The following is an 18,349-nucleotide window of genomic DNA, read 5'->3' as shown; positions in this document are numbered from 1 at the left end:
GGCATGCACCGTGCGGCGTCCGCGTTGCGCGATGCGTTGGCAGAACGCGGTGGCACGGTGGTCGAATCGCTCGACATGGGCGGCGATGCCGCGTCCCTGCTCGCACGCCTGCAGGCGTCCGTGCAAAAGGCCGGGCAGGTCGATGCGGTGTTCCTGGCCACGCGTGCGTCGGAAGCGCGCGCCGTCGCCCCCTTGCTGCGTTCGTCGGGCCTCGGCGGCAAGCCGCTGGTGGCGACGTCCGCGTTGGCGTCGGGAACGGGCAAGCCGGCCGACGACCTGGTACTCGACGGCATCGCCTATCCCACCGAACCGTGGACGGTGCGCGGCATCTCCGGCCTGCCCTCCGCCGCGAGCGTCGCTTCGCAACTGAAAACCGCGCGGGGCCCCGCGGCGCGTTTGTTCGCCTTCGGTTACGACGCGTGGCTGATCACGGCGTACCTGGAGAAGCTCGCGCTGGATCCCAATGGCCAGGTGCAGGGTGCAACCGGCACGCTGCGCCTGGATCCGGTCGGCAACATCCTGCATACGCCGACGTGGTCGACGTTCCGGGGCGGTTCGCAGGTCCCGCTCGCGGATGCGCCCGCGCGCTGACGCACCCGTCGATCGCCGCGCGCGCGGCGCCGCCGTCGAGGCCGCCGCGCTCGCCTACCTGTTGACGCAAGGCCTGCAACTGCTCGCACGCAATGCGGCGAGCAAGGTCGGTGAACTCGATCTGGTCTTGCGCGACGGCGCAACCGTCGTGTTCGTCGAAGTGCGTTATCGCGCCACGGCAAGCCATGGGGGCGGTGCGGCGTCGATCGATGCGGCGAAGCGGCGCAAGCTGGTGCGCGCGGCGCAGGTGTTCCTGCAGCGGCATCCCGCGCTGGCGCAGTCTCCGTGCCGGTTCGACGTCGTGGACGCGCGCGGCGATCCCGACGCGCCCGACCTGCGCTGGATTCCGGCCGCCTTCACCGCCGCGAGCCAATGACCTGCCGATGCGGCACTTGACGCAGGGTGCGCCCGGCGGTGCGATGCACGCATCCTGCCCGCGAGGTGGCCATGCCGATCGTTCGCCGTCGCACGGTCCTTGCGCTGTTGCTCCTGGCGTTGTCGCACCTTGCGCCTGCGCAGGAGACGGCACCGCGCAAGTTGCGCGTCCTCTTTGTCGGCAACAGCCTCACGTACGTCAACGACCTGCCGTCGGCCCTGCGCGCGGTCGCCGCATCGCAGCCGCGGCCCGTGGCGATCGAAACGCAAACCTTCGTCGCGCCCGGTGGTTCGCTCATCGATCGCTGGAACGACGGCAGGATCGCCGCGGCACTCGATGCCGGCCACTGGGATGCACTGGTGTTGCAGGAACGCGGCGGCGTGCTCGCGTGCATGGTCGAAAGCGAGCAACGCAGTTCCGCCGAGTGCCGTGCAAGCGAGCGCGCGCATCGCGCCTTCGCCGCGCGCGCGAAGTCGGCAGGCACGAAGGTCTACGTGCTCGCGACCTGGGGTCCCGACGATGCATGGCAAGCAAAACTCGACCGCGGGGCAAGGCAGATCGCAACGCGCATCGACGCGCAGGTCATCCCTGCGGGCAAGGCATTGCGTGCGCTGGCGCATCGCCACGGCGCGCAAGCGACCTTCCCCGACGGCGTGCATCCCAGCCTGATGGCGACCCTGGTGATGGCGACGCAGTTGCACGCAGCCATCGTCGGCGCGTGGCCGGTGCCGGCAGACGTGACGCTGAACTTCGCCTTGCTGCCGGCCAATGCGGCGGTGACACCGGATGCGCCGATGGAATTGCAGGCGCAACTGAAGGGCATCCCACGCAAAACCGTGGTGAAGGCCGACGCGATGTCGGCGGTGATCGCCGCCGCGAAGTAGTCAGGCGAAGTGGCGCCAGCCCGAACTGCCCGGCATCCATTCCGCGCCATCGGCATCACGCACGATCACCGGTCCAGCCGTTCGCGCCACGATCCGCCCGACCGTCGTCACGCACACGTCCACGTTGCGCGCGGCCGTTTCGACTGCATCGCACGCGGCCGCCGGCGCGGTGAAACACAACTCGTAATCGTCCCCGCCCGCCGACTGCAGGTGGCGACGCGCATCGCCCCCGAACTGCGCGCACAGCATGTCGGACGCGGGCAAGGCATCGACGTCGATTTCCGCGCCGACGCCGCTTGCCGTGCACACGTGCGCGAGGTCGGCGAGCAAGCCATCGGACACATCGATGCACGCGCGCGCGATCCCGCCCAGCGCACGCCCCAAGGCGATCCGCGGTGCCGGCCGATCGAGCCGCGCGCGCAACAGCGGATCGACCAACGCACCCGAACGCCATTGTTCCAACGCCGCCGCCGCGTCGCCGAGCGTGCCGCTCACCCATACCAGGTCGCCTTCGCGCGCCGCGGCGCGACGCAGTGCGCGCGCCGGATCGACGAAACCGTGCACGGTCACCGAAATCGACAAGGGCCCGCGCGTCGTATCGCCGCCGACCAGCGCGACGTCGTGCAACACCGCAAGGCGCATGAAGCCTTCAAGGAACGCATCGACCCACGCCCCGTCGGCTTCCGGCAGCGACAACGACAACGACAACGTGCACCACGCGGGCACGGCGCCCATCGCGGCGAGATCGGAGAGATTCACCGCCAGCGCCTTCCAGCCGATGTCGGCGGGCGGCGTTTCGACCGGGAAATGCACGCCCGCGTTGAGCGTGTCGGTCGCCACGACCAATGCATGGCCCGCGGGAACTTCAAGCAGCGCGGCATCGTCGCCGATGCCGAGGAGCACATCCTCGCGCGTCGTCGTCGCGCGGCGGCGGATGCGTTCGATCAGGTCGAACTCGTTGGCGCTCACTTGCGCGCCGCGTCGAACTCCGCCGTGCGCCACGCGGCGGCTGCATGGTCGAGCACGCCATTGACGAACGTGTGGCCGTGCTCGGAGCCGAAGCGCTTGGTGGTGTCGATCGCTTCGTTCAGCACGACGCGATACGGTACGTCGATGCGATGGCGCAATTCGTAGGTCGCGATGCGCAGCGCGGCGCGCTCGATGGGGTCGACTTCCTCGACGGTACGGTCGAGGAACGGCTGCAACGCCGCGTCGATGTCGCCGACGTGCTTCATCACGCCGGTGACGAGGTCTTCGAAATACACCAGGTCGGCAATCTCGTGCGCCTGTTCGTGCGCGAACTGCGCGATGATCTGCTGCGCCGTCCCGCCCGACATCTGCCAGGCGTAGAGCGCCTGCAGCGCACGGCGACGCGCGCGCGAACGGTGGACCGGGTCGATGCCGTCTCGGCGTCGGTTCAAGGCAACTTCTCCAGCAGGTTGTGCATTTCGATGGCGGCCAGCGCCGCTTCTTCGCCCTTGTTGCCGTGGCTGCCGCCGGCGCGCGCCTCGGCGTCCTGGAACATCTCCACGGCGAGCACGCCGTTGAGGACCGGCAGGCGATAGTCGATCGACACGCGCATCAGGCCTTCGGCGCAACCATCGGCCACGTGTTCGTAGTGCCGCGTATCGCCGCGGACCACGCAACCCAGGGCGACGATCGCAACGTGCTTGCCCGCGGCGCCCAGGCGTGCGGCGGCCACCGGCAATTCCCAAGCACCGGGCACGCGCACGAAGTCGAGCGACTCGGCCGCCACGCCGTTGTCCAGGAAGGCCTTGCGCGCGCCTTCGACGAGCGCGTCGGTGATGCGCGGGTTCCAGCGGGCGGCGAGGATGGCGAAGCGGGCGCCGGGTGCGGCGCGCAGGTCGCCTTCGATGAACTTCATGATTGGGAAGGCGCCGGTCGCGTGGCCGCGGGGGGCGCGCAGTTTAGCGCGCGGGCCATTCGACATGCGCCACGACCTCCAGGCCGAAGCCCGCCAGGCCCACCTGCTTGCGCGGCGTGCCCAGCACGCGGAGCTTGCCCAGGCCCAGGTCGGCCAGGATCTGCGAACCCGCGCCCGTCCGGCGCCATTCGGCCAGCGCGCCCGCACGGTCGTGCGGCGCGGCCGGCTGTTCGCGGATGCGCGCCAGCACCGCCTCGGCGTCCTGCGCCTCGCCCAGCAGGACGAGGGCACCGCGGCCTTCGGCGGCGATGGCCTGCAGCACGTCGCCCACCGCAGGCCCGAAATCCGGGCGGCGCCAATGCACGGCATCGGCCAGCGGATTGAGCGCATGCACGCGCACGAGCGTCGGCACCTGCGCATCCGGCGCACCGCGCAACAAGCCGAAGTGCAGCGCACGGCTGACGCGGTCGCGATACGTGTGGAGCGTGAAGGGGCCATGCTCGGTGTCGATCTCGCGCATGTCGACGCGCTCGACGGTGTGTTCGGTGGCGAGGCGATAACGGATGAGGTCTTCGATCGAACCGATCTTCAGACCGTGTTCGCGCGCGAAGACTTCCAGCTCCGGCCGGCGCGCCATGCTCCCGTCGGGATTGAGGATTTCGACCAACACGCCCGCGGGCTCGAATCCGGCGAGTTGCGCCAGGTCGCTCGCCGCTTCCGTGTGGCCGGCGCGGCTGAGCACGCCGCCGGGCTGCGACTGCAAGGGGAAGATGTGGCCGGGCTGCGAGAGATCTTCCGGCTTCGCGTCCGGTTTCACCGCGGTGCGGATGGTGTGCGCGCGGTCGTACGCGGAGATGCCGGTCGTGACGCCTTCGGCCGCTTCGATCGAGACCGTGAAGTTGGTCCCGTGCGGCGAGGTGTTGTCGCGGACCATCGGCGGCAGGCCGAGTTGGCGGCAACGTTCGCGCGCCAGCGACAGGCACACCAGGCCACGGGCATGCGTGACCATGAAGTTGATGTCGCCGGGCCGCACGACTTCGGCGGCCATGATGAGGTCGCCTTCGTTCTCGCGGTCTTCGTCGTCGACGATGACGACCATGCGGCCGGCGCGCAGTTCGTCCAGCAGTTCGGGAATGGTGGCGAAGCTCATGCGTGCTTGTCTCGTTGGTTCATCAGTCGCTCGACGTAACGCGCGAGCATGTCCACTTCCAGGTTCACCGCATCCCCGGGCCGGGTTTCGCCGAAGGCCGTGTGCGCGATCGTGTGCGGCACCAGCGCGACTTCGAAACCCGCATCGTCGACCCCGTTCACCGTGAGGCTCACGCCGTCGACGCAAATCGAGCCCTTCGCCGCGATGTATCGCCGCAGCGAAGCAGGCGCCGCGAAGACCCAACGTTGCGCGCGTCCGTCATCCCACGTGTGTGCGACCGTGCCCACGCCGTCGACATGCCCGCTGACGAGGTGGCCGCCGAGGCGATCGGTCGGCAACATCGCGCGTTCCAGGTTCAGTGCGCGCCCCACGGGCAGGTCGCCCAGCGTGGTCAACGCGAGTGTTTCGTTCGATGCGTCTGCTTCGAAGCCCGTGTCGTCGAACGCCACCACCGTCAGGCAGGTGCCGTTGACGGAAACGCTTTCACCCATGCGCACGTCGGCACCCTTGCCCCACGGCAACGTGCCGACATCGATGCGCAGGCGCGCGTCGCCGCCGCGCATCTCACGCGACGCCAGCCGGCCCACGCCGGCGATCAGTCCGGTGAACATCAGTCCTCCAACTTCCGGCGCGCGTGAACGAACATCGGCCAGCGCAAGACACGGGTCTGTCGGGGGTCGCCCCACGCCTGCGCGATCGCTTGTGCATGCACGGCGACGGGGTCCACGCCATTCGCGTCGATGTAACGCTTGGTGGCCGAATAACTCGAAAAGTAACCGAGCATGCGCGCCAGGTTCCATTCCGCGCGCAACTCGAACACCGGCGGCTCGATCCAGTCGAACGGGAACGCAAAATCGCGGTACGCAGCGTCGATGAACCACCGCTCGGGCGGCCAATACGCTTCGATGGCGTCGCGGAAGGGCTGCAGCGCGGCATCCACGCCGTCGGGCGCGGTCATGTCCTGGTAGCCCCACGCGAGCAGCACGCCGCCGGGCTTGAGCACGCGCGCGCATTCGGCGAAGAAGCGCGGTTGATCGAACCAATGCAGCGCCTGCGCGACGCAGACCGCGTCGGCCGTGCCGTCGCCGAGCGTGGTTGCTTCGCCCGGCTCGACGCGAAACGTGACATTCGCCGGGCCATTGGCTTGCGCGATCTGCGCGGCGCTCGGATCGGTGGCATGGACGCGATCGAACAACGGCGCCAGATCGCGCGTCGCCTGCCCGCTGCCGCATCCGGGCTCCCACGCCAGGCCATGCACCATCACGATGGATTCGATCCAGGCATACAAGTCGGCGGGATATTCCGGCCGCGCCTGTGCGTACTGCGCGGCGACGCTGGAGAAGTGATCCTTGAAACTGTCGTTCATTCCGGCGCGCGCCCAGGATGCACGAACACGCGAATGTCTTCGCCGATGCGACGCGTTTCAGCGACGTGCATGTTCAAACGTTGCGTCATCGCGTCGATGTGCAGGTTGTCGAACAGCGGCCGCGCGCGTTCGCCGAGCATCACCGGCGCAACGTACAGCAACAACTCGTCGACCAGGCCCGAGGTGAGGAACGCGCCGGCGAGCGTGGCGCCCGCTTCGACCTGCACTTCGTTGATCTCTCGCTCGGCGAGCAGTTTGAGCACCGCGCTCAGGTCCATGCGGCCTGCTTCGACCGGCACGGCCACATGATCGGCTTCGACACCGCGCGGCATGCGCGCATCGGAGGCGTGGATGTAGAGCGTCGGCGCGCCGCCTTCGCGCACATGGCCGCGTTGCACGGTGGCCAGGCCCGGATCGAGCACGACGCGCAGCGGCGGAACGAACGGTGTGTCGTCGCCGAGGCGCACGGTGAGATGCGGGTCGTCCATCAACACGGTGCCCGCGCCGGTGAGGATCGCGCCGGCGCGCGCGCGCCACTTCTGCACGTCGCGTCGGGCGGCTTCACCGGAAATCCATTTCGAATCGCCGGAGGCCAGCGCGCTGCGCCCATCCAGGCTGGTCGCGAGCTTGACGCGGACCCAGGGACGCCCGCGCTCGATGCGCGACAGGAAACCCTTGTTGAGCTGGCGCGCCTGCGTTTCCATCAGGCCGATGTCGACCTGGATGCCGGCGGCGCGCAATTTCTCGAATCCCGTGCCGTCGACCTTCTCGAAGGGATCGCGCATCGCGCCGACCACGCGCGTCACGCCCGAGGCGATCAGCGCATCGGCGCAGGGGCCGGTACTGCCGACATGCGAACACGGTTCGAGCGTGACGTACGCCGTCGCGCCGCGCGCCCGTTCGCCCGCGGCCTGCAACGCGAAGACCTCCGCGTGCGGCCCGCCCTTGCGCTCATGCCAACCCGTGCCGACGACTGCATCGCCCTGCGCAATCACGCAGCCGACCATAGGATTGGGCTTCGTCGTGTATGCGCCCTTTTCGGCCAGGCGCAGTGCGCGGGCCATCATGGCGTGGTCGGTGGCGGTGTACGCCTGCTGGGGTTGCGACATCATTCTTCGCGCACGTAAGCGCCGCGTTCCTCGTTCTTGCGGAAATCATCCATGTCCCACGGCCACGCCGGCACGAGTTCGCCGCCGTCGATGCGCAGGTGCATGCGGTCGAATTGCGTTTCGGGCATCTGCGGCGGGAAGCCCATGTCCACGACGGCGAGGTCAATCCCGTCGCCCGCGCGCGCCCACGCGCCACGTGCGGCGAGGTCGAGCGCGCCGTAGGTGAAGAACCATTGGAACGTGCCGTCGTCCTTCAACCGCAGGCCCGAACCGACCTCCATCACGCCGTCGAGATGATAGTCGCCGGCCAGCGTGGCCTGCGTCGCAGGCGCGGCATGCTGCGTTGCATCCTGCGCGCTGGACACCGGCGCCCACGCAAGCGCCGCGGCGACGAGCAGGGCGCGCAACAGGCTCACCTGCGCCGCGCCTTTTCGGCCGGCTCGCCTTCGAGCAGGGGCAACTGGCCCTCGCCCGGTGGCAGTTCGCGTTCGAGGCGGTCGAGCTCCTCGCGGAAATCGGCGACGTCCTCGAAGGAGCGATAGACCGAAGCGAAACGTACATAGCCGACGTGGTCGAGCTTGCGCAGCTCCGCCATCACGAACTCACCGACGCGGCGCGATGCGAGTTCACGCTCGGTCGTCATGCGCAACTGATGCACGACGGCGCGAACGGAGGCCTCGATCTGTTCTTCGCTGACGGGCCGCTTCTGCAAGGCGCGGTCGAACCCGAGCCGCAACTTGCGCGCGTCGAACGCTTCGCGCCGACCATCGCCCTTGATGATCAGCGGCAATTTCAGTTCGATCGTTTCCAGCGTCGAAAAACGCTCCCCGCACGCCTCGCACTCACGGCGCCGCCGGATGGTGGCGCCGTCCTCGGACACGCGCGAATCGATGACGCGGGTGTCGACGTGCTGGCAGAAGGGGCAATGCATGGGTCAGCCGTAGACCGGGAACGCCTTGCACTGCTTCGTGACTTCTTCGCGCACGCGCTTGATCACGGCCGCATCGTTCGGCGCATCGAGCACGTCGCAGATCCAGTTGGCCAGCGCGACGCATTCGGCTTCGTTGTAGCCGCGCGTCGTGACGGCCGGCGTGCCCAGGCGCAGGCCCGAAGTCACGAACGGCTTTTCCGGATCGTTCGGCACGGCGTTCTTGTTCACCGTGATGTGCGCCTTGCCGAGCGCGGCTTCCGCGTCCTTGCCCGTGATGCCCTTGCCGATCATGTCGACGAGCATCAGGTGGTTCTGCGTGCCGCCGGAGACGATCTTGTAGCCGCGCTTGATGATGGTGTTCGCCATGGCCTGCGCGTTCTTCACCACTTGCTGCTGGTAGGTCTTGAATTCCGGCTCCAGCGCTTCCTTGAACGCCACGGCCTTCGCCGCGATCACGTGCATCAGCGGGCCGCCCTGGATGCCGGGGAACACGATGGACTGCAGCTTCTTTTCGAGTTCTTCGTTGGCTTTCGCCACGATGATGCCGCCGCGTGGGCCGCGCAGCGTCTTGTGCGTGGTGGAGGTCACGACGTGCGCGTGCGGCACCGGGTTGGGATACGCGCCCGCGGCGACGAGGCCGGCGACGTGCGCCATGTCGACGAAGAAATACGCGCCGATCTTGTCGGCGATGGCGCGGAACTTCGCCCAGTCGATCACCTGCGAGTACGCGCTGAAGCCGGCGACGATCATCTTCGGCTTGTGTTCCAGCGCCAGGCGTTCGACTTCGGCGTAATCGATCAGGCCCTTTTCGTCCACGCCGTACTGCACGGCGTTGAAGAGCTTGCCGCTGATGTTCACCTTCGCGCCGTGCGTGAGGTGGCCGCCGTGGGCGAGGGACATGCCGAGGATCGTGTCGCCCGGCGACAGCAGCGCGAGGTACACCGCCTGGTTGGCCTGCGAACCCGAATGCGGCTGCACGTTGGCGTAGTCGGCGCCGAACAGCTGCTTGCAGCGTTCGATCGCCAGGCGCTCGGCGACGTCGACGTATTCGCAGCCGCCGTAGTAACGCTTGCCTGGATAGCCTTCGGCGTACTTGTTGGTCAGCTGGCTGCCCTGCGCTTCCATCACGCGCGGGCTGGCGTAGTTTTCCGACGCGATCAGCTCGACGTGGTCTTCCTGGCGGCGGTTCTCGCCCGCGATGGCGGCGGCGAGTTCTGGGTCGAAGCCTTCGATGCGAGCGTCGCGGGGGAACATTCGGCGGTCCGTGGGCGTGGGGAAAGGCGGCAAGTTTAGCGTTTCGGGGCGCCGTGTCGGCCGGCGTCCCCTATAATCCCGCGATCCCGATTTTCCTCGCGGCCCTGCCCCCAAGGCAGCTCGCCCGCGTCCGCCTGCGGAGCCTGCATGCAATACATCTACACCATGAACGGCGTGTCCAAGACGGTCCCGCCGAAGCGCCAGATCATCAAGGACATCTCGCTGTCCTTCTTCCCGGGCGCCAAGATCGGCCTGCTGGGCCTCAACGGCGCGGGCAAATCGACCGTCCTGAAGATCATGGCCGGCGTGGACACCGACTTCAACGGCGAGGCCCGCCCCCAGCCGGGCATCAAGGTCGGCTACCTGGCGCAGGAGCCGCAGCTGGACGCGGGCATGACCGTCCGCGAGGCCGTCGAGGAAGGCGTCGGCGAGGTGCTGCAGGCCCAGGCCGCGCTCGACCGCATCTATGAGGCCTACGCCGAGGAAGGTGCGGACTTCGACAAGCTCGCCGCCGAGCAGCAGCGCCTGGAGTCGATCCTGGCCGCCGGCGATGCGCACACGCTGGAGAACCAGCTCGAAGTCGCCGCCGACGCCCTGCGCCTGCCGCCGTGGGACGCGGTCGTCGGCAAGCTGTCCGGCGGCGAGAAGCGCCGCGTCGCGCTGTGCCGCCTGCTCCTGCAGAAGCCGGACATGCTGCTGCTCGACGAACCCACCAACCACCTCGACGCCGAATCGGTCGAGTGGCTCGAGCAATACCTTGCCCGCTTCCCGGGCACCGTGGTCGCCGTCACCCACGATCGCTACTTCCTCGACAACGCCGCCGAGTGGATCCTCGAACTCGACCGCGGCCGTGGCATCCCGTGGAAGGGCAACTACACGCAGTGGCTGATCCAGAAGGACGAGCGCCTGAAGCAGGAAGAGTCGGGTGAAAAGGCGCGCCAGAAGGCGATCCAGAAGGAACTCGAGTGGGCCCGCCAGAACGCCAAGGGCGGCCGTTCGAAGGGCAAGGCGCGTTTGCAGCGCATCGAGGAACTGCAGTCGGTGGACTACCAGCGCCGCCAGGAAACGAATGAAATCTTCATTCCGCCGGGCGAACGCCTCGGCGCGAAGGTGCTGGAGTTCAAGAACGTCTCCAAGCGTTTCAGCGACCGCCTGCTGATCGACGACCTCAGCTTCATGGTCCCCGCCGGCGCGATCGTCGGCATCATCGGCCCCAACGGCGCCGGCAAGTCCACGTTGTTCCGCATGATCATCGGGCAGGAAACGCCGGACAGCGGTTCGATCGACATGGGCTCGACGGTCAAGCTCGCCTACGTCGACCAGAGCCGCGACAAGCTGGAAGGCAACCACAACGTCTTCCAGGAAGTCTCCGGCGGCGCGGACATCCTCAACATCAACGGCATCGAGATCCAGTCGCGCGCCTACATCGGCCGCTTCAACTTCAAGGGCCAGGACCAGCAGAAGATGGTCGGCGCGTTGTCCGGCGGTGAGCGCGGCCGCCTGCACCTGGCCAAGACGCTGCTGCAGGGCGGCAACGTGCTGCTGCTCGACGAACCGTCCAACGACCTCGACGTCGAAACGCTGCGCGCGCTGGAAGACGCGTTGCTCGAATTCCCCGGCAACACCTTCGTCATCTCGCACGACCGCTGGTTCCTGGACCGCATCGCCACGCACATCCTCGCCTTCGAAGGCGACTCGCACGTGGAGTTCTTCCAGGGCAACTACCGCGAGTACGAAGAAGACAAGCGACGTCGTTTGGGCGAAGAAGGCGCCAAGCCGCATCGCCTGCGTTTCAAGGCCCTCAAGTAAAGGAGCGATCGATGCATTTCACGCAGGCGCTGAAGGATCGTTGGTCGTCCAGCAACTCCCTCGTCTGCGTGGGGCTCGATCCGGAGCCGGCGAAGTTCCCCGCGTCGTTCGCCCACGGCGACGACGCGGTCTTCGCCTTCTGCCGCGACATCGTCGATGCGACCGCGCCCTACGCCTGCGCGTTCAAGCCGCAGATCGCGCACTTCGCTGCACTCGGCGCCGAAGACGCGCTGACCCGCCTCATCGCACACATCCATGCGCGGCACCCCGGCATTCCGGTGATCCTCGACGCCAAACGCGGCGACATCGGCAGCACGGCGCAGCAGTACGCGCGCGAAGCATTCGATCGTTACGCCGCCGACGCGGTGACGGCCAATCCCTATCTCGGGCGCGATTCGGTGCAGCCTTTCCTCGATCGCGCCGAGCGTGGCGTGGTGATTCTCTGCCGCACGTCGAATCCGGGCGCCGTCGATTTGCAGGACCTGCTCGTCGATGGCCGCCCGCTGTACCAGCGCGTCGCCGAGAAAGTCGCCAACGAATGGAACACGCACGGCAACTGCGCGCTCGTCGTCGGCGCGACGTGGCCCGAACAACTGCGCGACGTGCGCGCGATCATCGGCGACATGCCGATCCTCGTGCCCGGCGTCGGTGCGCAGGGCGGCGACGCCGAAGCGGTCGTGCGCAACGCCGCGACGAAGGACGGCACCGGCCTGCTCGTGAGTTCCTCGCGCGCGATCCTCTACGCCTCCTCCGGCGACGATTTCGCAGCCGCTGCCGGGCGCGCTGCCCGCGATCTGCGAGACACAATCAACGCCGCGCGCGGCTGATTCCGACTTTCAGGGCGAATCGGCGCGCGAATGTCGCGTCGCGCGCTGGGCGACACAACGTGGGCCGGTTTGCAACGCTGGACCTCCTTCAGGAGAGAGGAGGTTCCGATGTTGCGTTCGATGCTTGCGTTGTCCCTGTGTTGCGTTGCCCTGCCCGCCTTCGCCGACGCGCCGCCCACCGACGTGCCCGTGCAATTGGCGATGTTCGACGGCCCCAACGCCAATTCCTGCCTGCATGTGCCCGAGCCGCCCGACTACGGCTTCAAGGTGATGCGGGGGCAATGCCTCACGGTGGGCAATGCACAGATGTTCCAGTTCGAAGCCGCCGTGCAGGGTGGCTACCAGATCCGCAACGTCAAGTCGCAGGGCTGTCTGGATGCCGCGCCCGGTTCGATGCCCGGCGAGGTCGTCGAGGCATTCACATGCGATGGCGCCCAGTCGCAACGCTGGGACGTGAATCATTCGGAAGGCAATCCTGGCACCGCGATGATCCGCAGTCAGCAGACCAACATGTGCCTGGATTTCAACGGGACTGGCGCAATGCAGTCGACATGCAGCCTCGCCTCCGGCGAGGGCCCGACGTGGATGGTCAGTCGCCAGGCCGCACGCGTGCCGAGCGGCGCGCTCGCATTGCGGTCGGTGATCGACGGTGCGTGCATGAGTCTCGGCGAGTTCCCCGTGTCGGTGGCATGCAGCAACGATCGTCGCAGCAGCCTGCGGTTCGTCCCGCTGGATGCGGCGGCCTCGATCTTTCGCTTCGACGGCCCCGTCGACGGGACGTGCCTGCTCGATGGTGGCGAAGCGGTCGTATACGCCACCTGTGTCGCCGGCTTGAATGGGCAATGGCGCATTCTCGAAACCGGCTTCGAGTCGCCGGCGCCCGGCGAAATGCGCGCGACATGGCAGGTGCAGAACGTCGGCACCGCGCAATGCCTCCACGTGGGGCGCGGCAGCGTCGTTCCGGAGGGCGAGACGGTGACGGCGTGGGCGTGCGACGCCTCCGACAATGCGAAGTGGCAGTTCGTGAAGTACTGAGGTCCCCCCGGCGTTGCGCGCGTAATACGCGCGTAGCGCCGGTCTTCGCACGCGATCGTCCGCCGTGCGTGTCGCACCGCGCTGCCACCGACGATTCGCATGCGCGCAGGAGGCGCGTTTGTCGAACGACGAGACGATGATCCCGTGTGCAAGCGACGCGACTTGGCGAAATCCGCGGCGGGATTGGCAATGCTGCGCCTCCCGTCCAGGAGATAAAACAATGTCGAGACTCCACTTGTGTCTGCTCTTGTTGGGCGCGTTGTTCGCGCTCGCGCCCGGCCTCGCCCAGCGCAAAATCCACCCGGCCCACCCTTGCAGCTCGTGAGGGTCAACGGCCCCGCGGCGGAGCTCTGCCTCCAGACGGCGCGTGTGCCCACGGAGGTGCAGAATCGCCTGGTGCCTGCCACGTGCATGAAGATGGGCGGGCTGCAGATGTTCAGCTTCTGGCCTGTCGAAGGCGGCGGCTATCGCATCATCAACACCGAAACCTTTGGTTGCCTCGATGTCGAATGGGGCAACAACTGGCTTGGCGGCCGCATCCTCGACTGGCCCTGCAACAACCAGGACAACCAGCGCTGGGACGTCAACTACTACGGCGGATGGGTCAAGATCCGCGGCTGGCAGAGCAAGTTGTGCCTCGAGGTCGCCAACGGCGTCGCCGTACATGCGGACTGCGCCGGATGGGGCATCGAGAACTACAACACGGGGCCGGCGTGGCGGGCCTATAAACAGTCCGTACGCACGCCGTTCAAGCCCTTCGGCATGCGCTCGCAGCAGAGCGGGTATTGCATGACCACGGATGCCGCCCCGGTGCTCGGCGCGTGCAAGGGCCCCACGCACAACGACCTGGAAATCAACAAGCTTGAATCGGACGGCGGGACATTCCAGTTCAAGGACGCCAACCAGTGCCTTGTCGATTCCGGCACGTTCGCGATGTATTCGGGATGCGCGGGCAATGCCGCCTGGCGCCTCGTGCAGGTGTCGCCACAGTACGGCGCGATCCCCAACGGCGAGGCGGCGAGCCGCTGGCAAATCCAGAACGTGGGCACCGGACGATGCCTCTCGGACTCCACGTCGGTCCTGAAAATGGCGGCCTGCAACGGCACGGCTGCGACCATCTGGTCACCGGCCGCGACCCTCGACTGATCTTCAGCGCCCGACGGCGGTGCGCGCGAACGCACGCATCGCCGCGAAGGGAAAACGCCCCCAGATCAGTGCGAACACGCCGAGGCGCTGCATCATCGAACGTTGCGGCGCCTCGAACTTCCGGAAGTACCGCCAGAACCCGCGGTGCTTGTGCCATTCGACGAACACCGGCCGCGCGCGCGACGACACCCCGCGCAGGTGCACCACCTGCACGTCGTTCGCGACGGCGACCGTTGCGCCGAGCGCACGCGCGCGCCGGCACAGGTCGAGGTCTTCGGCATGCAGCCGATAGCCCGTGTCGAAACCTTGCAATCGTTCGAACAACACGCGCGGCAGCAACATCAATGCGCCGGAGATCGCTTCGACCCGTTGCAAGGGTTCGCCGTCGTCCATGGCCAACCCGAGGTTTGCATTCGAAGGCGTATGCAGCATCGCCGCGAAATCCGGATCGCGGCGACGCGCCGCGGGGTCGCGCTCGCCGTTCCCGTCGACGTGGTCGGCGCCGACGATCGCCGCACCGCCCAAGTCCTCGGCGGCCTCGCGCAATCGCTGCAACGTGTCCTGTTCGACCAGGCAATCTGGGTTGACGAAGGCCAGCCACGGGCCGTCGCATTCGGCCGCACCCTGGTTGCACGCGCTGGCGAAGCCGGGGTTGTCGGGATTGGCGACGAAGCGGACGCGCGGATCCGCCGCGGCATGACGTTGCATGATCTGCAGCGTGCCGTCGTGCGAGCCGTTGTCGATGATGCGGATCTGGCCGACGTCGGCCGCGTGGCGCAGGCGCACCAGGCAATCGTCGAGCGTATCGGCGCTTTCGTGCGCGACGAGGACCACCGCGATGCCGGCATCGGTCACGCGAACAACTCCCGCTGCGGCGCCGGCGGGCCGACGGTGGCGAGTTTCGTCGTGAGCTCCTCGCGCACGTGGCGCAAGGGATCGCCCATGAGGAACTGCGCCAAGCGCGAATGCCATGCGGGCCAACGCACGGCGAGCGCATCCATGTCGCCGTCGAACGGGAAGCCTTCGCCAGGCCGCGCGACGAACGCGGTTTCGCACAGGGCGTTGCGCCAACCCAGGCCCGACAGGCGCAGCGACAGATCGATCAACGCCGCCATCCACGAGGCGTAGCTCGCGGCGTCGAGCCCGCCCGCGCGTTGCCGCGCGCGGCCGCGCAACAACACGGCATGGCCGACGGCGGCCGGCAGTTCGGGATGCGCCGGGGCCATCGCGGCGCATGCGCGCGCAATGCGTTCGAGGTCTGCGGGCATTGGGCCGATCTCGCCCACGCGTGGCCACGCGGCCGCCTCGCCGGCGTTGCTCCACGGGGTGGCGGTCGCGATCGCAGGATCGCGTGCGAGACACGCGGTGAGTTGGGTGAGCCAGCCCGGCGCGGGTTGCGCGTCGGGCGCAAGGACCACGACATCGGCATCGCCGCACGCGGTGAGCACTTCATCCAGATGCGCGACGTCGCCGACCATGCGTTGCCGACGCGTGTAGTGCGCTTCCATCGGCGTGCGCGCGAGCCAACCCTGGATGACGGCGTGTTCGCGCGGCCCCGCGCGTGCGTCGTCGGCAAGCCACACGCGCGTGCCGGGCTGCGTGCCGGCATCGACGGCAGCGAGGCACGCATCGAGTGCGCCATCGTCGACCGACACCGGCAGGACGACGATGGGCGCCGTCGCATTGGTCATTCCAGGCTCCGTGTTGCCCCTGGCGCCGATCTTACCCTTCGCTTACTTGCGATACAGCGGCTCCAGCGCGCGGAACTTCTGCCCGTATTCGTCGGTGAGGTCGCGCGCTTCCTGCGGGTTGCGGATGATCGTCGGCGTGAGCAGCACGATCACCTCGGTGCGCGAGGTGCCGGACGACTGCGTGCCGAACAGACCACCGATCCACGGAATGCGGCTGAGGCCCGGAACGCCCGAAGAGCCCTTGGAACGTTCGTCCTGGATCAGGCCGGCGAGCATCACCGTTTCGCCGCTCTGGATCGCGGCTTCGGTCTTCAGGCGGCGCGTGTCGATGCGAACGTTGGCGTTGTTCGCGGTCTGCGGGCCTGGCGTGCTGACTTCCTGCACGAGGTCGAGGAACACCATCCCGTCCTTCGTGATGCGTGGGCGCACCTTGAGGATGGTACCGGTATCGAGGTATTGCACCTGGCTGATGGTGTTCGTCGGATCGGACGTGCCGGTGTTGACGCTGACCGACTCGATCGGGATGCGACTGCCGACATTGAAGGTCGCTTCGGCGTTGTTGCGCACCACGACCGACGGCGTTTGCAGCAGGTTGACGTCGGTGACGCGGTCGAGCGCATTGATGACCGCCATCGCGTTGGGCCCGAGGAAGGTGAACGACATGCCCCCGGTGATGGAGCCGTCGGCATCGGTCGTGATGCCGCTGGCCTGGCCCGCCGTCGACCCCCAGATCGAGCGCCCCAGCGCGAGCGCGCGCAAGGTCGGATCCGGGATGGCATTCTCGAAATACCAATTCACGCCATAGCGCAGATCGCCGGAGAGCTTCACTTCGGCCACCTGCGCTTCGATATGCACCTGCAGCGGCATGGTGTCGAGGCGTTCGATCACGTCGCGGATGGACGCCCACGCGCCGGCGTTCGCGCGAACGAGCAAGGTGTTGGTTTCGTCGACGGCGGCCACGCCGACGGTGCCGCCATCGACCTGCAGGGTGACGTTGCCATTGCCGTTGCCGCCGCTGCGCGGGTTGAGCGACATGCCTTCGCCCAGGCCGCTACCGGTACCGCCCGAGGAATCGTTGCCGAGCGATGCGTTGCTCGTGCCGTTGCTGTCCACGCCGCTGTCCTTGATCTCCGTCGATTCCAGGCCCGGCATCAGCGACGGCGATCCCGTGCCCTCGTCCGAGTTGCCGCGGCTGCTGCCGCCGAACACCTGGGCGAGGCGATCGGCGAGGTCCTTCGCCTTGACGTACTTCAGCTCGTAGGAGAACAACTGCACTTCGCCGCCCGCGCCTTCGATGCGATCGAGCCACGACTGGATTTCGTCGAGATAGCGCGGCTGCGAAGTGATCACGAGCACCGCGTTGGCCCCATCGAGCGGCATGAAACGGAACATGCCGGCGACCGGCGACTTGCTCGTCTCGCCGAACACCTTCTCCAGGTCGCCGACGACCTTGCTGGCCTTGCCCGATTTCAGCGGGAACACGCCCACCGACATGCCCTTGAGCCAGTCGACGTCGAAGATCTCGATCGTCCGCATGTAGTTTTCGAGTTCGGCGCGCGTGCCGCCGATGGTGATGACGTTGCGTGCGTTGTCGGTGGTGATGATCGCGTTCGGGCGCGCGTAGGGCGTCAGCACCTTCTTCATTTCTTCGGCGGAGATGAAGCGCAGCGGCACGACGCGCGCCTCGTAGCCGCGCGCGAGCGCGGGCGAACCGGTGCGCGGCGCGACGGTGCCGGCGAGCGCGGCGTCGGCGGCAACGATGTTGTAGCGCCCGTCGGCGTACACCATGCGGGCGTTGTTCCAACCCAGCACCTGTTCGAGCAGCGACATCGCCTGCGCGGGGCTCACCGGGCGCGGCGTGGCCAGCGTCACGGTGCCTTGCACGCCGGGCGCGATCACGTAGTTCTGGCCGAGCATGTCGCCGAGGATGGCCTTCACCACCGCGTGCAGCGATTCGCCTTCGAAGTTGAACGTCGCCGCGCCCGAGCTGCCACCCAGGTTGGGTGGCGGCGCGCTCGCCGCGCTGCGGTTGATGACTTCGCCGGTGCCGCGCTTGAGCTGCGCCGACGGCGCGCCTTCGGCCGCCGGCGTCTCGCCGACGGGCGTGGTCGTCGTGCCCGTCGTGGTGTCCATCTGCGGGCGCGGCAGGTTCGACTGGATGACCGGCACCCCGCGATCGCCGTCCTTCTTGATCGTGGCCACCGGTTGCGACGTGCACCCGGCGAGGGCCACGAGGCAGGCGGTGATCGCGAGCGTCGCGAGTTTGGATCGGTAAGTCGTCATGGCTCGCTCTCT

The 18,349-nt window shown here is 67.8% G+C and carries 20 protein-coding genes; 7 read left to right on the top strand and 13 right to left on the bottom strand.

Features of this window, described 5'->3' with window-relative positions; translation table 11 throughout:
* The 3 genes from ACXJJ8_RS07910 to ACXJJ8_RS07900 all read left to right on the top strand — a co-directional run.
* The coding region (locus tag ACXJJ8_RS07910) for a penicillin-binding protein activator (RefSeq protein WP_499028569.1) at nt 1-591 on the top strand (591 nt) is incomplete at its 5' end.
* Nucleotides 575-967 (top strand): YraN family protein, encoded by a 393-nt coding sequence (locus tag ACXJJ8_RS07905; RefSeq protein ID WP_499028567.1) that lies wholly within the window; start codon nt 575-577, stop codon nt 965-967. The genes ACXJJ8_RS07910 and ACXJJ8_RS07905, both read left to right, overlap by 17 nt.
* Before the next feature lie 71 nt (nt 968-1,038).
* Nucleotides 1,039-1,851 carry an SGNH/GDSL hydrolase family protein gene (locus ACXJJ8_RS07900; RefSeq protein WP_499028563.1) on the top strand — a complete coding sequence of 271 codons (813 nt, stop codon included), beginning with the start codon at nt 1,039-1,041 and terminating at the stop codon, nt 1,849-1,851.
* Here ACXJJ8_RS07900 and thiL read toward each other — a convergent pair whose 3' ends face one another.
* The 10 genes from thiL to glyA are packed head-to-tail and all read right to left on the bottom strand — an operon-like array spanning nt 1,852 to nt 9,546.
* Entirely contained in the window at nt 1,852-2,820 is a 969-nt protein-coding gene (gene thiL / locus ACXJJ8_RS07895; protein ID WP_499028559.1) for a thiamine-phosphate kinase, read from the bottom strand.
* The gene (nusB, locus tag ACXJJ8_RS07890) at nt 2,817-3,272 is read right to left on the bottom strand and encodes a transcription antitermination factor NusB (protein WP_499028557.1); all 456 of its coding nucleotides are present in this window, start codon (nt 3,270-3,272) and stop codon (nt 2,817-2,819) included. The genes thiL and nusB overlap by 4 nt, the downstream gene beginning before the upstream one ends.
* Nucleotides 3,269-3,736, bottom strand: coding sequence for a 6,7-dimethyl-8-ribityllumazine synthase (gene ribH, locus ACXJJ8_RS07885; protein WP_499028554.1), 468 nt, complete (start codon nt 3,734-3,736; stop codon nt 3,269-3,271). Before ribH ends, nusB begins: the two co-directional genes overlap by 4 nt.
* A 43-nt stretch (nt 3,737-3,779) precedes the next feature.
* Nucleotides 3,780-4,886 (bottom strand): 3,4-dihydroxy-2-butanone-4-phosphate synthase, encoded by a 1,107-nt coding sequence (ribB, locus tag ACXJJ8_RS07880; RefSeq protein WP_499028550.1) that lies wholly within the window; start codon nt 4,884-4,886, stop codon nt 3,780-3,782.
* Entirely contained in the window at nt 4,883-5,497 is a 615-nt protein-coding gene (locus tag ACXJJ8_RS07875) for a riboflavin synthase (RefSeq protein ID WP_499028547.1), read from the bottom strand. Before ACXJJ8_RS07875 ends, ribB begins: the two co-directional genes overlap by 4 nt.
* On the bottom strand, nt 5,497-6,252 hold the full coding sequence (locus ACXJJ8_RS07870) for a class I SAM-dependent methyltransferase (protein ID WP_499028545.1): 756 nt from the start codon (nt 6,250-6,252) through the stop codon (nt 5,497-5,499). Before ACXJJ8_RS07870 ends, ACXJJ8_RS07875 begins: the two co-directional genes overlap by 1 nt.
* Nucleotides 6,249-7,364 (bottom strand): bifunctional diaminohydroxyphosphoribosylaminopyrimidine deaminase/5-amino-6-(5-phosphoribosylamino)uracil reductase RibD, encoded by a 1,116-nt coding sequence (gene ribD, locus ACXJJ8_RS07865; RefSeq protein WP_499028541.1) that lies wholly within the window; start codon nt 7,362-7,364, stop codon nt 6,249-6,251. Before ribD ends, ACXJJ8_RS07870 begins: the two co-directional genes overlap by 4 nt.
* Entirely contained in the window at nt 7,361-7,777 is a 417-nt protein-coding gene (locus tag ACXJJ8_RS07860; protein WP_499028538.1) for a hypothetical protein, read from the bottom strand. Before ACXJJ8_RS07860 ends, ribD begins: the two co-directional genes overlap by 4 nt.
* The gene (gene nrdR, locus ACXJJ8_RS07855) at nt 7,774-8,292 is read right to left on the bottom strand and encodes a transcriptional regulator NrdR (RefSeq protein WP_499028536.1); all 519 of its coding nucleotides are present in this window, start codon (nt 8,290-8,292) and stop codon (nt 7,774-7,776) included. The genes ACXJJ8_RS07860 and nrdR overlap by 4 nt, the downstream gene beginning before the upstream one ends.
* A 3-nt stretch (nt 8,293-8,295) precedes the next feature.
* Nucleotides 8,296-9,546 (bottom strand): serine hydroxymethyltransferase, encoded by a 1,251-nt coding sequence (gene glyA / locus ACXJJ8_RS07850; RefSeq protein WP_499028534.1) that lies wholly within the window; start codon nt 9,544-9,546, stop codon nt 8,296-8,298.
* Between the two features lie 147 nt (nt 9,547-9,693).
* On the opposite strand from glyA, the gene ettA reads away from it, so the two are divergent.
* From ettA to ACXJJ8_RS07830, 4 genes are all read left to right on the top strand, one after another.
* Nucleotides 9,694-11,355 (top strand): energy-dependent translational throttle protein EttA, encoded by a 1,662-nt coding sequence (gene ettA, locus ACXJJ8_RS07845; RefSeq protein ID WP_499028532.1) that lies wholly within the window; start codon nt 9,694-9,696, stop codon nt 11,353-11,355.
* Between the two features lie 11 nt (nt 11,356-11,366).
* Nucleotides 11,367-12,182 (top strand): orotidine-5'-phosphate decarboxylase, encoded by an 816-nt coding sequence (pyrF, locus tag ACXJJ8_RS07840; RefSeq protein WP_499028530.1) that lies wholly within the window; start codon nt 11,367-11,369, stop codon nt 12,180-12,182.
* A gap of 108 nt (nt 12,183-12,290) precedes the next feature.
* Complete coding sequence (locus ACXJJ8_RS07835) at nt 12,291-13,217, top strand: RICIN domain-containing protein (RefSeq protein WP_499028527.1); 927 nt, start codon at nt 12,291-12,293, stop codon at nt 13,215-13,217.
* A 237-nt stretch (nt 13,218-13,454) separates the two neighbouring features.
* Nucleotides 13,455-14,363 (top strand): RICIN domain-containing protein, encoded by a 909-nt coding sequence (locus tag ACXJJ8_RS07830; protein WP_499028524.1) that lies wholly within the window; start codon nt 13,455-13,457, stop codon nt 14,361-14,363.
* 3 nt (nt 14,364-14,366) lie between these two features.
* On the opposite strand, the gene ACXJJ8_RS07825 is transcribed toward ACXJJ8_RS07830, so the two are convergent.
* From ACXJJ8_RS07825 to gspD, 3 genes are read right to left on the bottom strand one after another with little or no spacing between them, the layout of a single operon-like run.
* Nucleotides 14,367-15,218, bottom strand: coding sequence for a glycosyltransferase family 2 protein (locus ACXJJ8_RS07825; protein WP_499028521.1), 852 nt, complete (start codon nt 15,216-15,218; stop codon nt 14,367-14,369).
* Nucleotides 15,215-16,054: a glycosyltransferase family 2 protein gene (locus ACXJJ8_RS07820; protein ID WP_499028519.1), complete on the bottom strand. Its 840-nt coding sequence runs from the start codon at nt 16,052-16,054 to the stop codon at nt 15,215-15,217. The genes ACXJJ8_RS07825 and ACXJJ8_RS07820 overlap by 4 nt, the downstream gene beginning before the upstream one ends.
* A 42-nt stretch (nt 16,055-16,096) precedes the next feature.
* Nucleotides 16,097-18,337 (bottom strand): type II secretion system secretin GspD, encoded by a 2,241-nt coding sequence (gene gspD / locus ACXJJ8_RS07815; RefSeq protein ID WP_499028516.1) that lies wholly within the window; start codon nt 18,335-18,337, stop codon nt 16,097-16,099.
* Nucleotides 18,338-18,349 lie beyond the last annotated feature (12 nt).

The sequence above is a fragment of the Lysobacter sp. P5_C4 genome, from assembly GCF_054049695.1.
This window is presented reverse-complemented; position numbering and strand designations above follow the sequence as displayed.